Source organism: Mycobacterium colombiense, assembly GCF_001672755.1.
Taxonomy (GTDB): domain Bacteria; phylum Actinomycetota; class Actinomycetes; order Mycobacteriales; family Mycobacteriaceae; genus Mycobacterium; species Mycobacterium colombiense_C.
This window is the reverse complement of the sequence record NZ_LZKI01000076.1, coordinates 21,553-35,544: the sequence shown is the minus strand read 5'-3', so window position 1 is coordinate 35,544 and position 13,992 is coordinate 21,553. Positions and strand designations below refer to the sequence as shown.

General features: G+C 66.5%; 19 protein-coding genes. 6 read left to right on the top strand and 13 right to left on the bottom strand.

The features are described 5' to 3' along the window. Nucleotides 1-101 precede the first annotated feature (101 nt). A complete protein-coding gene (locus tag A5708_RS11820; protein WP_065028845.1) occupies nucleotides 102-515 on the top strand; it encodes a DUF3151 domain-containing protein in 414 nt (137 codons plus the stop codon). Here A5708_RS11820 and A5708_RS11815 read toward each other — a convergent pair. From A5708_RS11815 to A5708_RS11805, 3 genes are read right to left on the bottom strand one after another with little or no spacing between them, the layout of a single operon-like run. Beyond that, nucleotides 512-1,408 carry a cation diffusion facilitator family transporter gene (locus A5708_RS11815; RefSeq protein ID WP_065028808.1) on the bottom strand — a complete coding sequence of 299 codons (897 nt, stop codon included), beginning with the start codon at nucleotides 1,406-1,408 and terminating at the stop codon, nucleotides 512-514. The genes A5708_RS11820 and A5708_RS11815 overlap by 4 nt on opposite strands. A 40-nt stretch (nucleotides 1,409-1,448) precedes the next feature. Then, complete coding sequence (locus A5708_RS11810) at nucleotides 1,449-2,231, bottom strand: site-2 protease family protein (RefSeq protein ID WP_065028807.1); 783 nt, start codon at nucleotides 2,229-2,231, stop codon at nucleotides 1,449-1,451. Nucleotides 2,232-2,240: 9 nt separating this feature from the next. After that, nucleotides 2,241-2,891: a peptidase M50 gene (locus A5708_RS11805; RefSeq protein ID WP_065028844.1), complete on the bottom strand. Its 651-nt coding sequence runs from the start codon at nucleotides 2,889-2,891 to the stop codon at nucleotides 2,241-2,243. Nucleotides 2,892-3,196: 305 nt separating this feature from the next. Here A5708_RS11805 and A5708_RS11800 point away from each other — a divergent pair, with 305 nt between their 5' ends. The 5 genes from A5708_RS11800 to A5708_RS11780 all read left to right on the top strand — a co-directional run bounded on the left by A5708_RS11800 (nucleotide 3,197) and on the right by A5708_RS11780 (nucleotide 7,941). After that, the gene (locus A5708_RS11800) at nucleotides 3,197-4,132 is read left to right on the top strand and encodes a histidine phosphatase family protein (protein WP_065028806.1); all 936 of its coding nucleotides are present in this window, start codon (nucleotides 3,197-3,199) and stop codon (nucleotides 4,130-4,132) included. A 177-nt stretch (nucleotides 4,133-4,309) separates the two neighbouring features. Next, nucleotides 4,310-5,608, top strand: a complete 1,299-nt coding sequence (locus A5708_RS11795; RefSeq protein WP_065028805.1) for an adenylosuccinate synthase — start codon at nucleotides 4,310-4,312, stop codon at nucleotides 5,606-5,608. Next, nucleotides 5,605-6,252 (top strand): PaaI family thioesterase, encoded by a 648-nt coding sequence (locus A5708_RS11790; protein WP_065028804.1) that lies wholly within the window; start codon nucleotides 5,605-5,607, stop codon nucleotides 6,250-6,252. Before A5708_RS11795 ends, A5708_RS11790 begins: the two co-directional genes overlap by 4 nt. 39 nt (nucleotides 6,253-6,291) lie before the next feature. Next, nucleotides 6,292-7,548: a formate-dependent phosphoribosylglycinamide formyltransferase gene (gene purT, locus A5708_RS11785; RefSeq protein WP_065028803.1), complete on the top strand. Its 1,257-nt coding sequence runs from the start codon at nucleotides 6,292-6,294 to the stop codon at nucleotides 7,546-7,548. Nucleotides 7,549-7,653: 105 nt separating this feature from the next. Then, entirely contained in the window at nucleotides 7,654-7,941 is a 288-nt protein-coding gene (locus A5708_RS11780) for a GlsB/YeaQ/YmgE family stress response membrane protein (protein ID WP_065028802.1), read from the top strand. 47 nt (nucleotides 7,942-7,988) lie between these two features. On the opposite strand, the gene A5708_RS11775 is transcribed toward A5708_RS11780, so the two are convergent. From A5708_RS11775 to A5708_RS26765, 10 genes are read right to left on the bottom strand one after another with little or no spacing between them, the layout of a single operon-like run. Further along, complete coding sequence (locus A5708_RS11775) at nucleotides 7,989-8,312, bottom strand: gas vesicle protein K (protein ID WP_065028801.1); 324 nt, start codon at nucleotides 8,310-8,312, stop codon at nucleotides 7,989-7,991. Further along, the gene (locus A5708_RS11770; RefSeq protein ID WP_065028800.1) at nucleotides 8,309-8,518 is read right to left on the bottom strand and encodes a gas vesicle protein; all 210 of its coding nucleotides are present in this window, start codon (nucleotides 8,516-8,518) and stop codon (nucleotides 8,309-8,311) included. The genes A5708_RS11775 and A5708_RS11770 overlap by 4 nt, the downstream gene beginning before the upstream one ends. After that, nucleotides 8,511-9,293 (bottom strand): GvpL/GvpF family gas vesicle protein, encoded by a 783-nt coding sequence (locus A5708_RS11765; protein WP_065028843.1) that lies wholly within the window; start codon nucleotides 9,291-9,293, stop codon nucleotides 8,511-8,513. The genes A5708_RS11770 and A5708_RS11765 overlap by 8 nt, the downstream gene beginning before the upstream one ends. Continuing rightward, nucleotides 9,283-9,663 (bottom strand): gas vesicle protein, encoded by a 381-nt coding sequence (locus A5708_RS11760; protein WP_065028799.1) that lies wholly within the window; start codon nucleotides 9,661-9,663, stop codon nucleotides 9,283-9,285. Before A5708_RS11760 ends, A5708_RS11765 begins: the two co-directional genes overlap by 11 nt. Beyond that, entirely contained in the window at nucleotides 9,660-9,986 is a 327-nt protein-coding gene (gene gvpO, locus A5708_RS11755; RefSeq protein ID WP_065028798.1) for a gas vesicle protein GvpO, read from the bottom strand. The genes A5708_RS11760 and gvpO overlap by 4 nt, the downstream gene beginning before the upstream one ends. Nucleotides 9,987-9,991: 5 nt before the next feature. Continuing rightward, nucleotides 9,992-10,249, bottom strand: a complete 258-nt coding sequence (locus tag A5708_RS11750; RefSeq protein WP_065028797.1) for a gas vesicle protein GvpG — start codon at nucleotides 10,247-10,249, stop codon at nucleotides 9,992-9,994. A gap of 3 nt (nucleotides 10,250-10,252) precedes the next feature. After that, on the bottom strand, nucleotides 10,253-11,020 hold the full coding sequence (locus A5708_RS11745; RefSeq protein ID WP_065028796.1) for a GvpL/GvpF family gas vesicle protein: 768 nt from the start codon (nucleotides 11,018-11,020) through the stop codon (nucleotides 10,253-10,255). Next, complete coding sequence (gvpJ, locus tag A5708_RS11740) at nucleotides 11,017-11,427, bottom strand: gas vesicle protein GvpJ (protein WP_065028795.1); 411 nt, start codon at nucleotides 11,425-11,427, stop codon at nucleotides 11,017-11,019. Before gvpJ ends, A5708_RS11745 begins: the two co-directional genes overlap by 4 nt. Then, nucleotides 11,424-12,437 (bottom strand): SRPBCC family protein, encoded by a 1,014-nt coding sequence (locus A5708_RS11735; RefSeq protein WP_081292917.1) that lies wholly within the window; start codon nucleotides 12,435-12,437, stop codon nucleotides 11,424-11,426. Before A5708_RS11735 ends, gvpJ begins: the two co-directional genes overlap by 4 nt. Nucleotides 12,438-12,443: 6 nt before the next feature. Then, on the bottom strand, nucleotides 12,444-13,157 hold the full coding sequence (locus A5708_RS26765) for a hypothetical protein (protein WP_155765981.1): 714 nt from the start codon (nucleotides 13,155-13,157) through the stop codon (nucleotides 12,444-12,446). Nucleotides 13,158-13,992 lie beyond the last annotated feature (835 nt).

Genomic DNA, 13,992 nt, shown 5'->3' with positions numbered 1-13,992 from the left:
CTTCGTGGGGTAGTTGCAGAGCTTAGCGACCGAGTACCCGGCACGGGACGATGGCCGAGGTGCGTCACGCGGGCAAAAGGGGCGAGCTGCAGAATGGAGCCATGACGCCGATGGGAGATCTTCTCGGGCCCGACCCGATCCTGCTGCCCGGAGATGCCGATGCCGAGGCGGAACTGCTGGCCGGTGAGCAGCCCGGCATCGTCGCGGCCGCGCATCCGACGGCGTCCGTGGCCTGGGCGGAGCTGGCTGAGCAGGCCCTGGCCGACGACCAGGCCATCACCGCCTACGCCTACGCCCGCACCGGCTATCACCGCGGCCTGGACCAGCTGCGCCGCAACGGTTGGAAGGGCTTCGGACCGGTGCCGTATGCGCACGAACCCAACCGCGGCTTCCTCCGGTGTGTGGCGGCCCTGGCGCGCGCCGCCGACACGATCGGCGAAACCGACGAGTACTCGCGCTGCCTGGACCTGCTCGACGATTGCGACCCCGAGGCGCGCAAGGCGCTAGGGCTTTAAAAGCTGTCTGAGCAGTCGGTGTCATCGGGGCAGTCGATCTGAACGGTGGCGTGCTCCAGCCCGCGCGTCGATAACACCGCGCGCGCGTCGTGCAGCACCCGCGCGGAGTCGCCGGCGCTGATCAGGTGCGCGGTGCACATGTCCTTGCCGGGGGAGAGCGTCCACACGTGCAGGTCGTGCACGTCGATGACCCCGTCGACGGCGCCGAGCGCGGTGCGCAGTTCCTCGACGTCGATGTGGGTCGGCGACGATTCGGACAGGATCCGCAGCGCGTCGCGGGCGAGTGCGACGGCCCGCGGCAACACCCAGAGCGCGACCAGCACGGCCACCACCACGTCGGCGTAGGGCCAGTGCGTGGTCACGGTGACCACACCGGCGATCAGTACGCCCAGGCTGCCCACGGTGTCGGCGACGACCTCCATGTAGGCGCCCTTGACCGCCAGGCTGCCCGACGAGTGGGAACGCAATAGCAGCGCGACGACGAAGTTGGCGGCCAGCCCGGCCAGCGCGACCACGATCATCGGCACGCCGGGGACGGCGGGAGCCTCGCTGAGGCGCTGGACGGCCTCGTAGAGGATGAACGCCGCCACGCCGATCAGCAGCCCGGCGTTGGCGACGGCGGTGAACACCTCGGCGCGATGCCAGCCGTAGGTGCGGGCGGGCGACGCGCTGCCGCGGCGGGCCAGCGTGACGGCGGCCAGCCCCATGAAGACCGCGACCACGTCCGTCAGCATGTGGCCGGCGTCGGCCAGCAGGGCGATCGAGTTGATCAGCAACGAGGTGACCAGCTCCACCACGAAGAACGCCGCCAGAATCGCCGCGGCCATGATCATGCGCGGGATCAGCCGAGCGTCGTCAGTCACGGCGGGGGTGTGGTTGTGGCCTGCGCCCATGGCGCGAAATATATGCGCAATAGCGCATATATGGCAAGGGTCAGAACCAGCGGCTCCAGAAGCGGGTCAGCGCGTTGCCCCAACCCACCAGGACGTCGGGCACGCCGGACACGTCGAACAACGACAGCACGACCCCGAAGAACCATTGATTGAGCACGGGTGCCAGGAGCAAGAACAGCAGGATCACGAAGCCCCACTGCTTGGCCGGAGCCAGCGCGCGCTGGGTCTCGGGACTCAGATGCGGTTCCAGGGCGTCGTATCCGTCCAGGCCCGGGATGGGCAGCAGATTCAGCAACACCGCGGTGAGCTGAAGGAACGCGAGGAACGCCACCCCAGACCACAGCACCACGTGCGCCGGGTCGAAGAACAACCGCGTCACGGCCAGCAGCAGCGCCGCCAGCACCAGATTGGCCGCCGGGCCCGCCAGGCTGACCATGGTGCGCCGGGCGGGCGTCATGAACCAGGTGCGCACGTAGACCGCCGCGCCAGGCAGGCCGATTCCGCCCAGCAGGATGATCACCATCGGCAGCACCAGCGAGAGCGCCGGATGGGCGTAGCGGCGTGGGTCCAGCGTCAGATACCCGCGCACGGCGTCGTCGTGATCGCCGAACCGCCAGGCGGTCAACGCATGCCCGAATTCGTGCAGGCACAGCGACACCAGCCAGCCGGCGATCACGAAGACGAACACCCCGGCATAGGCCAGTGGCCGCGTGCTGATCCCGGCCGACCAGGCCAGCGCGGCGCCGACACCCGTGAGCGCGATCAGGCCCAGGAAGATCGGGCTGGGCCGTACCGACTCGTGCTGGGAGGAGGGGAAGCTCACCGATCGAAACTAGCCGACCAGCAGCCAGCCCTCGATGTTGCGGTAGAACGCCGAGCGGCGCGCGGCGCGCGGCGCGGCGACGCCGTCACGCACCACGGCGACGCCCGTGCTGCCCAGTTGGGCGGCGCGCCCGGTGACCCAGCGGGGCAACGGGCGGCCCGCGACCGCGGCCCGCAGGCCCGGCGCGGCGGGCAGCGGCTCGATCCACACGCGTTCGACGTCGCCGTCGAACAACGTCGTGTCGTCGACCACCGCCTCGCCGTGGATCGACCGCGCGTCATCCGCGGGCACCCAGCCGGCCCGCCCCACGACCACCGACCCGGTCTCGTCGCGGATCAGGGTCACCCGGCGCGCCGCACCGCGCCGGGCCCGCCGCGCCGCCCGGTACCCGGCCGGCAGGCGGTAGATCCGGGTGGCCCTGGTGCGGCGGCGCGGCACGTAGGCCACCTCGACGTCGAGCCGCTCGGCGCGCAGCAGCCGGGTGAGCACCGCGGCCAGGTCGGGGTCGCCGCCCAGCACTATCAGCCGCTGGTATGGACCGATCGCGGCATCGATGTCGGTTTCACCGGCGACGCGGTGGGTTTGGATGCCCCGCAACGGTCGGTAGGTGCGCCGTTGGCCGAACAGCAGGATCGCGGCGCCTCGATCTCCTTGCGTCACAGTCCATCCAATCAAGAAGCGGCCAATGCCGTTGTCGTCCAACATCTCTGGCGAGACATGACCCTCGATGTCGAAGGGCACTCGCCATAACGACACAGTCACAACATGGTGTCGGACTGCGAAAGTTGTTGCAACGCCGCCGGGAAACAAGCGGATACTTTACTCCTGCCACAGGGCTGACGTTGCGCGGAATCCCGCCACGAGTGGTTGAGGGAACGGAGAATTACCATTCGCCGACTTACCGCCATCTTGTCAACCGCGCGAACCGCATTGCTCGTGTCGGGTGCCGGCCCCGCGCGCGTCCGTTGCTGACGAAGCCGCTGTGCCCCGTTGGCGCCGTGCTGCTTTCGATTGTCCTGCTGTGCAGTGCATCTGCGACAGCCTCGGCGGACGAATCGATCGTGATCGACCTGGTGCGACACGGGCAGTCGACAGCCAACGCGGCGAGCCTGATCGACACGGCGCCGCCGGGCGCCTCGCTCACCGCGCTCGGTCAGCAACAGGCGCAGACCGTCGCCGGCGTTCTCGCGGCGAAGGGCCCCGTCGCCGCGATCTTCGCGTCGCAGCTGATCAGGACACAGCAGACCGCGGCGCCGTTGGCCTCCGCGTTGGGCATGAACGTGCAGGCACTGCCGGGGCTCAACGAGATCGACGCCGGCGCTTTCAACGGCCAGCCGCAGGTCAGCCTCGGAGGGCTCGCGTACCTGCTGGCCCCGGTCGCGTGGATGCTCGGGCTACGCATCGTGCCGATGCTGGCTCCCGGCTCCACCGATTCCAACGGGTTCGAGTTCCGCAGGCGTTTCGACGGCGCGCTCCAAACCGTGTACGGCAACGCCGCGACCAACGCCGGCCGGTTCAATGACGTGCTCCAGACGATGTATTCCAGTGCCCTCGCCAACCCGGTCCGCGCCGCGAACGGCAGGATCACCGAGGTGGCGTTCTCCAGCGAATTCGCCATCGGCGTCGGGACGATGATGAGCGTGAAGAACCCCGATCCGTTGCTCCTGCTCTTCGACCCGCTGCCCAATACGGGCATCGTCGTGATCCAGGGCAGCCCCCACGATGGCTGGACGTTGATCAGCTGGAACGGGAAGCCGGTGCATCCAAGCTGGTCGGGCCCGAAGAGCGGTCGTGGCGCCAACGGCCTGTGCCTCATGTTGGACGCGTCCACCCGGACCGGCGTATGCGCGGCCAAGCCGCCGGCGGCGGCCGGCGCTCCGGTCGCGGCACCGTACGGGTGAGCTCGCCGCACCCGATGGCCGCCTTTACCGGCTCTGTCACCCCGGTCTCGCCACGTCCTGGCTTAAGCTGATTTGCCCGGCTCCTCAGCTGGCCGTCGGCGGCCCGCACGGTCGCCAGGCTAGGGTGGGTCACCGGCTGGACCACAATACGCAGGCGAGATCAGTTTGGAGCGTGTCATGCCGGCAATCGTCCTCATCGGCGCCCAATGGGGCGACGAGGGCAAAGGTAAGGCCACCGATTTGCTCGGTGGGCGCGTTCAGTGGGTGGTGCGATACCAGGGCGGCAACAACGCGGGGCACACCGTCGTCTTGCCCACCGGGGAGAACTTCGCGCTGCACCTGATCCCGTCGGGGGTGCTCACGCCCGGTGTCACCAACGTCATCGGCAACGGTGTGGTGGTGGACCCCGGCGTACTGCTGGACGAGCTCAAGGGACTCGAAGACCGCGGCGTCGACACCTCCAAGCTGCTCATCTCCGCCGACGCGCACCTGCTGTTGCCCTATCACGTGGCCATCGACAAGGTCACCGAGCGCTACATGGGGAACAAGAAGATCGGCACCACCGGCCGCGGCATCGGCCCGTGCTACCAGGACAAGATCGCGCGCATCGGCATCCGGGTCGCCGACGTGCTGGATCGGGAAGTGTTGACGCACAAGGTCGAAGCCGCGCTGGAGCTGAAGAACCAGATCCTGGTCAAGATCTACAACCGCAAGGCGCTGGATCCCCACCAGGTGGTCGAGGCTTTGCTGGAGGAGGCCGAGGGCTTCAGGCACCGCATCGCCGACACCCGGCTGCTGCTCAACCAAGCGCTCGAGGCCGGCGAGACCGTGCTGCTGGAAGGCTCGCAGGGCACCCTGCTCGACGTCGACCACGGCACGTATCCCTATGTGACGTCGTCGAATCCGACGGCGGGCGGCGCGGCCGTGGGTTCGGGCATCGGCCCCACCCGGATCACCGCGGTGCTGGGAATCCTCAAGGCCTACACCACCCGCGTCGGCTCGGGCCCGTTCCCCACCGAGCTGTTCGACGAGAGCGGCGAATACCTGTCCAAGACGGGCGGCGAATTCGGCGTCACCACCGGCCGGCGCCGCCGCTGCGGCTGGTTCGACGCCGTCATCGCCCGCTACGCCACCCGGGTCAACGGCATCACCGATTTCTTCCTGACCAAGCTCGACGTGCTGTCCAGCCTGGAGACGGTTCCGGTATGCGTGGGCTACCGGATCGACGGGGCCCGCATCCACGAGATGCCGATGACGCAAAGCGATCTGGGGCGCGCCGAACCGATTTATGAGGAACTGCCCGGCTGGTGGGAGGACATCTCGCACGCCCGGGAGTTCGACGACCTGCCCGCCAAGGCGCGCGACTACGTGTTGCGGCTGGAAGAGCTTGCCGGAGCACATATTTCGTGCATCGGCGTGGGGCCCGGGCGCGAACAGACCATCGTGCGCCGCGACGTCCTGGCGGCCCGTCCGTGACGGATGCCGCCCAGGATCCCAAAGACCTCGACCCCGAATACGAACACCACGGCGGCTTTCCCGAATACGGGGTGGCCAACCCCGGGCCCGGCTTCGGGCGGTTCGTGGCGGCCATGCGCCGGCTGCAGGATCTCGCCGTGTCGGCCGACCCCGACGACGCCATGTGGGACGACGCGGCCGACCGCGTCGCGGCGCTGACGGAGCTGCTCGGCCCGTTTCAGGCCGCCGTGGAGGGCCGGGCCCCGGCCGGGCGGACGCCGGACCTGCCCGGCATGGGCAGTCTGCTGCTGCCGCCGTGGACGTTGACGCGCTATGAGCCCGACGGCTGCGAAATGCAGGGCCATTTCACCCGGTTTCACGTCGGCGGCAACTACGCGGTGCACGGCGGCGTGCTGCCGCTGCTGTTCGACCACATGTTCGGGATGGTGTCGCACGCCTCGAACCGGCCGATCAGCCGCACGGCGTTCCTGCACGTCGACTACCGCAAGATCACCCCGATCGACGCGCCGTTGGTGGTGCGCGGAAGGGTCACCAGCACCGAGGGGCGCAAAGCGTTCGTGTCCGCGGAACTGGTCGACGCCGACGGCGCGCTGCTGGCGGAGGCCAACGGCCTGATGGTGCAGTTACTCCCAGGCCAGCCCTAGCGCGACGGCGCACCGCGGGAACCGACCTATCCTTGAGCCGTGACTGACGGCGTGACGGACGGACGAGACGACGAAACCACGGCACTCGTGGTACCCCAGCAACCCGCCGCGCGCGCCGAAACCCAGCCGGACACCTCCGCCGACGGCAGGCCGACGGTGGTGCTGCTGGGTGCCGGCGAGATCAGCCGGGAGCTGGCGATCGACCTGGGGCGCCTCGGGGCCCGGGTGATCGCCGTCGACGCGCACCCGCACGCACCCGCGCACGGTGTGGCCGATCAGGCCCTGGTGCTCCCGCTGACCGACGCCGCGCAGCTGTCCGCAGCGCTGCAGCGGCTGCAACCCGACTTCGTGGTGACCGCGGCCGACAGCGTCGCCGCCGGGGCCCTCGACGCCCTGGCCAGCGGATCCGGCGCCAACCACACCGAGCTGGTGCCCAGCGCCCGCGCCGTGCGACTCACAGCGGACCGCGAGGGCCTGCGCCGGCTCGCCGCCGACGAGTTGGGTCTGCCCACCGCGCCGTTCTGGTTCGCCGGGTCGCTGGGCGAACTCGAGGCGGTGGGCGCGCACGCCGGATATCCGTTGTTGGTCAAGCCGGTGGCCGGGCCGCTCGGGCCGGGGCAGTCGGTGGCCGCGCGGCGCGAAGACCTCGGGCCGGCGTGGCAACGCGCGATCGGCGCCCACGCGGGCCCCGGGCAGCCGCGGGTGCTGGCCGAAACCGTGGTCGAGGTCGAGTTCCACGTGACGCTGCTGGCGGTACGCAGCGAAGGCCCGGCCGGTCCGGCGATCGAATTCTGTTCGCCCATCGGTCATCGCGGCTCCGCGGGACAGGTGCTGGAATCCTGGCAACCCCAGAAGATGAGCGCGGCGGCCACGGACGCCGCGAAGTCGATCGCCGCGCGGATCGTCAAGGCGCTGGGCGGGCGCGGCGTCTTCGCGGTCGAATTGATGGTCAACGGCGACGAAGTGTATTTCGCCGACGTGACGTCACGCCCGACCGACAGCGCCTGGGTGACGCTGCGCAGTCAGCGGCTCTCGGCGTTCGAATTGCAGGCCCGCACCATCCTCGGCCTGCCGGTGGACACCATGATGGTGTCGCCTGCCGCCGCCCGCGCCATCGACCCCGTCGACTCGCATGACCCCGCCGCGCTGACCGGCGCTCTGAGCATCCCCGAAAGTGACCTGCGGGTGCTCGGGCGGGGCTACCGGGCTTTGGCGACCGCGCCGGAGGTGGCGGCCGCCCGCGAGCGCGCCGGCCAGGTAGCTGCCGCGTTGGGAACCGCGCCATCGGCCTCGTAGTCAGGCCGCCGCGCCCACCGGGCCGGCGGGACTACTAGACATGAGTTTAGTTGCCGCACACGCGGGTATCTGAGGCACATCTCATATCACTGGTGGGAGGACGGCATGGCAATCCACGGTGTCATCAGCGCGATACTCATCGGACTGGTGATCGGCGCACCCGGACGGCTCGTCGTTCCAGGCAAGCAACACATCCCCATTTGGCTGACGATTCTCGTCGGCATTGGTGCCGCGTTCGTCGGCACGGCGCTGGCTCGCGCGATGGGTATTCCGACGGGCACCAATGGAATTGACTGGCTGGAGCTGCTGGTTCAGGTCATCGTTGCGGCGGTCGGTGTCGGCATCGTCGCCGCCAAGTTCGGACGAAGGCGGTCCGGCATCCTGAGACGTTGACGGTCGCCCTTCACGAGCCCGGCTGACGTGTCAGCCGGGCTCGCCTTTCAGTTGTTTCTGGGAAGCAGGGGGCCGAGTGGACCAAGGTCGATGTTGAGGTCCTCCGGTGCGAGACCGAAATGTTCGCGTAACTCGGTCATCTTCTCTTCCAGCAACATCAATGTCGTCCCGATGCGCTCGATCTGCTCGTCCGTCAAGCCGCCGCGGTCAACCCGCCGAATGGCCTGACGTTCCATGAGCTGACGAAGCAACTCCACGAGGGTGAGCACCAGGCTTACCAAACCGCGTTCCACCGATTCAGGATCGGAGTTTATGCGCTGGCGCGTTGCGTCGACGTCCGTGCGCCGCGCGGGGTACTTCGGTTCGTTCATCCGGCACCACCGTCAACCAATTCGTCCGTGGGCAGCAGCGAACCGATTGATGAGACCAGAGCGCGCAGCGAGATGACGACCAAGTCCACGTCTGCGATGGACAAGGTGATGTCGCCACCTATCACCACTCCGCCGGCGAGCACGCGGTCAAGCAGGTCGACCAGAGCGACCTCTCGGTTATTGTCAGCGGGCAGTGCCTCAGGCATAGCCGCCCACATCGCCGGCAAACGAATACGGCGGCCAGGGCCCGGTGATCTCCAGTTCGATGCCCGGGGTGTTCCGGTCCATCGCGGCGACCGCCGCTCTGAATGCGTCGACCTCACCTCTTTCAACCAGGTACGTACCGTTGAGCACCGTCCAGCCCTCTCTTCCAGAAAGGCGGTGATCGCTTGCAGGCCTGCGTTTTCCGTCGACTGCGTGCTTCAACAGCCCGGCATGAATGCGTCCGGCATGTTCGGCCGCCAGGCGAAACGCATCGTCCTGGGAGGCGAGTGCACGCCGCCGCCGCATCAAATACGCTGTGCCCGAGAGCTTTTCACCCGGACGATCACCCGGTTCGTTCTCGCCGGTGAGTACTTTGGCGTCGGCATACGCTTTGACACCGAGCTCTTCCCGTGAGGTGACCCGATCCAATCCGGCAACGAACTCGTCACGCCTGGCTTCCAGCAGCTCGCGAACCCGATTGTCGTCGAGGAACACCGTGGCCATCCGCATCGGAACAACCGGACCGCGTCGTGCGATCGCAGAGATGACAGCGTCGTGAGCACGTGCCGTTGCGGCCAACCAGTCCAAGTCCTCGAGATTCCGGCGCAACGGTTCCTCACCGAATTCACCAAGCCCGACGGTCCCCACGACGGCTGTTAGACCGGTACCTCGCACCGCCCGTACGGGTTCACCCGCGACGCCGTGAAAGCCGGCGAAGCCCTGCTCCGCCGTTTCGGCGCGGACGACCGCATATGCCCAGACACCTTCAGTCGACATCCCCGTACTCCGCGGCTCGGTCCGCCACCGCGCGCCGCCGGCCACTCCCGTTTTCGAGCTCTTCGATGCGTTCGCGCAGCCGTTCGTTCTCAAGCTCTAATTGCGATGACTTTCCCGTCAGCCAGGGATCGTTCTCCCACCAATTGATTCCGGCTTCCTTGGCCGTCTCCAGAGACGCCACCACAAGACGCAGCTTGATCGTCAGCAGCTCGATGTCGAGGAGATTGACCCGGATGTCGCCGGCGATGACGATGCCGGTGTCCAGCACCCGCTCCAAGATGTCGCCGAGGTTGGTCGACTGTGGATTGGACAGCGCCGAGCCCGACGTCTGCTGCACCGGCGAGAAATCGTTGCCAGGGGAGATCGTCACTCCGACGTACCTCCTCTGTCCGCCCGGCCGCGCATATAGCGTCGAGTTCTTTGATAGGCCAGCATTTCTCCGCTGGGATCGAGCTCGATTTCGTACAGCGCCAACATGTCCGCGGACGACGGAATGCGCCTGTCCTCGATGATTTCGACCTCGACGACCCAGCCGCCGTCGTCGGTGGGTGCGGCTGACGTGATTCTGATCGGCTCTCCGTCGGTGATTTCGGCGATGATCTCCCTAGCGAGGTCGACGGCGTCACGCGCCGTCAACGATGGCTCGTCGCCCTCGCGGTCGCGCGGTGATCGTGCCCGGGCGCGCTGCGTCATGGTTCTCAGTCCTCCTCAGGAGGTGGGGGCTCGGGGGTCCCCGGCTTGACTCTCGTCTGCAGGACCTGCTTTTGCAGCTTGGTTTCCTCGTCGGGCGAAATATCGCCACGCTCGCGCGCTTCTTGCAGTTCTTCCAGTTGCCGGCGCGTGCGCGCGGGGTTGTGCAGTTCCTGTTCCACCTGCCGCTGAATGACTTCGGCAACCTTCACCACCCCGCGGACCGGAGCCAGCGGCAGCAGCACGAGCCCGGTGAAGAGCCCCATCGCTCAGCCCGCCGCTTTGGCCGTGACGACGAAGTCGTAGGCCGCGACCGGACCGAGCAATCGCAACTTCATCAGCCCACCGCCATTCTCGTTCATCCGAGCTACGACGTCTTCCAGCTCGGCTTGGCGTTCGATTTCGCAGAGAACCGCGACCTGCGCCGCATCCCACTCGTGCGTAGGTTCGCGAGGGTTGACCTGGCTGGCGATTCCCTCGACCTCGTCGACCACCGTGTTGGTGTCCGCATTGCGCATCGCCTCAATGGCATTCGCGATGAGCTCGCCCAGCGCGATCCGTGAATTCCGGGACGCGTCTTCGGACTTGTCGCGTATGTCGTCGGCCAGCTGCCGCGCCTCGTCGCTCTCCGATAGCAGCCGGGTGAGAAACTCTCGTTCGTCGTAGCGGCCCTTGACGATGTATTCCGCCTGACCCTCAAGGGCTTCGAGCGCTTGCGCGAATTCGTCATGATGTTCGCGCAGGAGCTCTTCTGCGACCGCGTCCTGGTCCGTCATCACCGCACCGAACCGCAGCGGCAGGACGGGCGCGACGCCCGCCGTGTCGTCCAGCAGCTTTGCGTGGGCTTGCAGATCTTCGGGGGTGCCAAGCGCGCAATCGGTGGGAATGACGCTGACAAGAGCCGCGATATCGCCTTCGTGGACGACCTCGACCGGCGCAGGCGGATCACAGACGCCCTGAGCCGATTTCTCGACTTCGACGTCGCCCGGCACGATCCCGTACACGTATACCGCACTGTCGGCTTGTGAGGTGGTCATCGGTCCTCCCGCTGGCTACGGACCCGAGTCGCTTTCTGCCGCTGCGGCTTGTCTTGGTTGAGCAGACCCCCGAGCTTTTCGCTCGCGGCCTCGAGCACACCTTCTGTCTTGCTCTTGGTGGCTCCAGACGTGACATCGTCCACCAGTTCGGGCAGGCCCGCTTTGGGATCGTCTTGGGCGATGTCGAGCCGGTTGACCGCCTCGGCGAACCGCAGATAGGTGTCCACGCTCGCGACGACGACGCGTGCGTCGATGGTCAGCAACTCGATACCCACGAGTGAGACGCGGACGTAGGCGTCGATGACCAGACCCTTATCGAGAATGGTGTCCATCACGTCGGCCAGGCTGCTTGAACTCGGTCCACCGGCGCCGTTGCCGCCGCCGGCGGGCTGGATCGCGGTAGTCATGCTCGTCTCCCCCCTTTGGCCGCGACGCGACGGCGGCCGGAGCTCGTCGCCCCGCTCGCACGACCGGTGCTCGTGCGTTTCGATGTGCGACTCTGGTCGGTCGCTCGCTGTTGCTTCGGGCGCGAAGCGGCTCTGGTTTGCCCGTCTTCGTCCCGTCGTCCGTCGTCAACGACTTCACCGTCGCGGATTTCGCCGTGCCATCCTTCGACTTCGTCGGGGTGGAGCACCGCGTGCATCATCACTTCGCGCTGGAAGTTCTTCAGCTCCAGTCGGATTCGCCGGCCTTGCGCCCGCCATATATTGCCCGTCTTCTCGAAGAACCCTTGCGGGTGGTATTCGAGGACAACGACCACGCGGGTAAGATTTCGCGCGAGTTCGTGGAATGTGACCGCGCCATCGAGGTAGCCCTTGTCGCCTTTCGACCGCCACACGATGCGCTCGTTGGGGACCTGCTCGGTGATCGTGGACTCCCAGCTGCGGTGCGACCAAAAGACTTGCGCCTTCCACCGCAGCTTCTCGTCGGATTTTTGTTCGACTTGTTCCAGTTTCTTCATGTACTTCGGAAAGTCGGCGAACTGGGTCCACTGATCGTATACCAGGTCAACGGGGGCACCGACGTCGATGTGCTCGACGATATTGGTGATCTTGGACTTCTTGCCGCCCTTGCCTTTTCCTCCGAACAGTGACCCGGCAGCGTTCTTGACAGTGTCGGTGACTTTCCCGCCGGCACTGCTCAATCCTGCTTTGACCGCCGTCTTGACCGGGGATGTGAGGTCATCGACACCCGTTACGGCGGAGAGCAATCCACTTCCGCCGCCGTTCTGCGCATAATCGGTCAGGCGTTCCGTCGCGCCGCTCAGACGGCCCGATATCGAGGAAACCGCCCGATCCGTAAATGTGCCCGCAAGCTGTTGCAGCGCAGCCTGCAGTTGTCCCGATGCCGGCTTCGATTCAGCCGTTTGCTTACCGCGGCCCGGCCGCCGTGTCGCTCCCTTAGCAGTGTGCGTCATTGGTTTTCACCGTCCTCGTCGCACGGTTGAACGTTTCGTCGCTGTTGGCGTACGTCGGCGACTCGCCACCCTGACGGACGGTTCCTCGGGTGACGTCGCTCGTGCCGAGCGCCGTACCGAGGATCGCGGTGCGGAGGCCCGACGAGTCGCTCGACGCCGGGTTACCGGTGGCGGGAGCTCTTCCTCCTCCTCCGCGTCCTCATCGATGTCGGTCGCGTTGAGGTCGTCGTCCTCATCGAGGTCGTCGTCCACTTCGTCGACATCGAGCGGTTCTTCGTCCCCGCCGTCCTCCGGTTCGTCGTAGGCCCCATCCTCATCGAGGTCCTCGTCGAGATACTCATCGTCGTCAGACGAAGTCCGGCGCGGTCGACCACCCAGATTCAGGGTGTCGCCGACAGTGCCGCCGACACCGTCGAGCACCTCGTCCGCACCAACCGCGGAGGTGACCCCTTGCAGTCGATCATTGAGCGAATCGACCTGATGGGTCACGGCCGTGAGCGCGGCCGACCGGGCGGCTCCCAACACGTCACCGCGCAGTTGCTCTCCCAACTGACCCAACTCGGCCGACCCGCCCAGAGACTTGAGCCCGTGCGCCACGAGGTCGCTCGGTCGAGCAGGAAATTTGCCCGTTATCCCCGCAGCCGCGAGCATCAGGGCGAGTCGACCCTTGCGGGTTCTTCCCAAGAGGTATCCGGCTCCGACCGCCAGCGCGACCTTCACTCCGTTCGCCATGTCGTTCTCTCCTTGCGCCGGTTCATTTGTTGACTGCATCCGGCTTGAAATTGTGGGGAGCACCCCCGAACCCTTCCGAGGTTTTCCGCCGATGCTTACCGGCGTCTACCCGACCGTGGAGGCGTTAATCGCAATGCCTGGATTTTGCCGATGTTTTTTCCGGTCCCGCTCGAGCTGGTGGCCAGCAACCCCTCCAGCCGTCCAGACAGCCCATATACGGTTGCCGGACAGCGTATTCAGCCGTAGTATGACCTCACTCAGCTATTGCAGCACGAGGGGTTGGCACACATCCGGGAGCGTAGCTAATAACCTTACATAACTAAATTTGTGCTTTTTGTGATAGTGCTATTAAATGTCCGTCTAATTGAAGTTTTGATTACTTATTCGAACTTGGCCGCACTTCGACAAATTTCTCCCATTGACAGCCAGGGTCGCGCCGCGCGCAATTGAAAGGTGGCGCAGTGAGGTTGCCGATGGCAACGGAGGTCCGTCGGAGCATAGGGCCGCCGCGACCCGCATCGGCGGCTCTGCGTACCGGTCTCCCCGGTCGCCTGAAGGCCGCGACGCACCACCAACAGCGAATGGCGAGCTATTATGCTTGCGTTTAATTAAGCGCAGCCGATCGAATAGCTCCAGTTCCTTTGCTAATTCCGCGCTGCGGCGCCCAAACATGTTCGGCCGCAGGGTATCTCGCGAGACGCTGTACCGATCGTAAGCACTGAACCATTCCAGCACTAAGACCGCTCCCGCTCATTACCGGGCGGAGGACCTGCGGCAGGCAAAAACGTCAGCCGTGTCACTAATGTCTCAAATTTGACTTGCG

Coding starts and splice junctions, on each gene's coding strand:
- A5708_RS11820 (WP_065028845.1), top strand. CDS start 102: ATGACGCCGATGGGAGATCTTCTCGGGCCCGACCCGATCCTGCTGCCC.
- A5708_RS11815 (WP_065028808.1), bottom strand. CDS start 1,408: ATGGGCGCAGGCCACAACCACACCCCCGCCGTGACTGACGACGCTCGG.
- A5708_RS11795 (WP_065028805.1), top strand. CDS start 4,310: ATGCCGGCAATCGTCCTCATCGGCGCCCAATGGGGCGACGAGGGCAAA.
- A5708_RS11780 (WP_065028802.1), top strand. CDS start 7,654: ATGGCAATCCACGGTGTCATCAGCGCGATACTCATCGGACTGGTGATC.
- A5708_RS11775 (WP_065028801.1), bottom strand. CDS start 8,312: ATGAACGAACCGAAGTACCCCGCGCGGCGCACGGACGTCGACGCAACG.
- A5708_RS11770 (WP_065028800.1), bottom strand. CDS start 8,518: ATGCCTGAGGCACTGCCCGCTGACAATAACCGAGAGGTCGCTCTGGTC.
- A5708_RS11765 (WP_065028843.1), bottom strand. CDS start 9,293: ATGTCGACTGAAGGTGTCTGGGCATATGCGGTCGTCCGCGCCGAAACG.
- gvpO (WP_065028798.1), bottom strand. CDS start 9,986: ATGACGCAGCGCGCCCGGGCACGATCACCGCGCGACCGCGAGGGCGAC.
- A5708_RS11750 (WP_065028797.1), bottom strand. CDS start 10,249: ATGGGGCTCTTCACCGGGCTCGTGCTGCTGCCGCTGGCTCCGGTCCGC.
- A5708_RS11745 (WP_065028796.1), bottom strand. CDS start 11,020: ATGACCACCTCACAAGCCGACAGTGCGGTATACGTGTACGGGATCGTG.
- gvpJ (WP_065028795.1), bottom strand. CDS start 11,427: ATGACTACCGCGATCCAGCCCGCCGGCGGCGGCAACGGCGCCGGTGGA.
- A5708_RS11735 (WP_081292917.1), bottom strand. CDS start 12,437: ATGACGCACACTGCTAAGGGAGCGACACGGCGGCCGGGCCGCGGTAAG.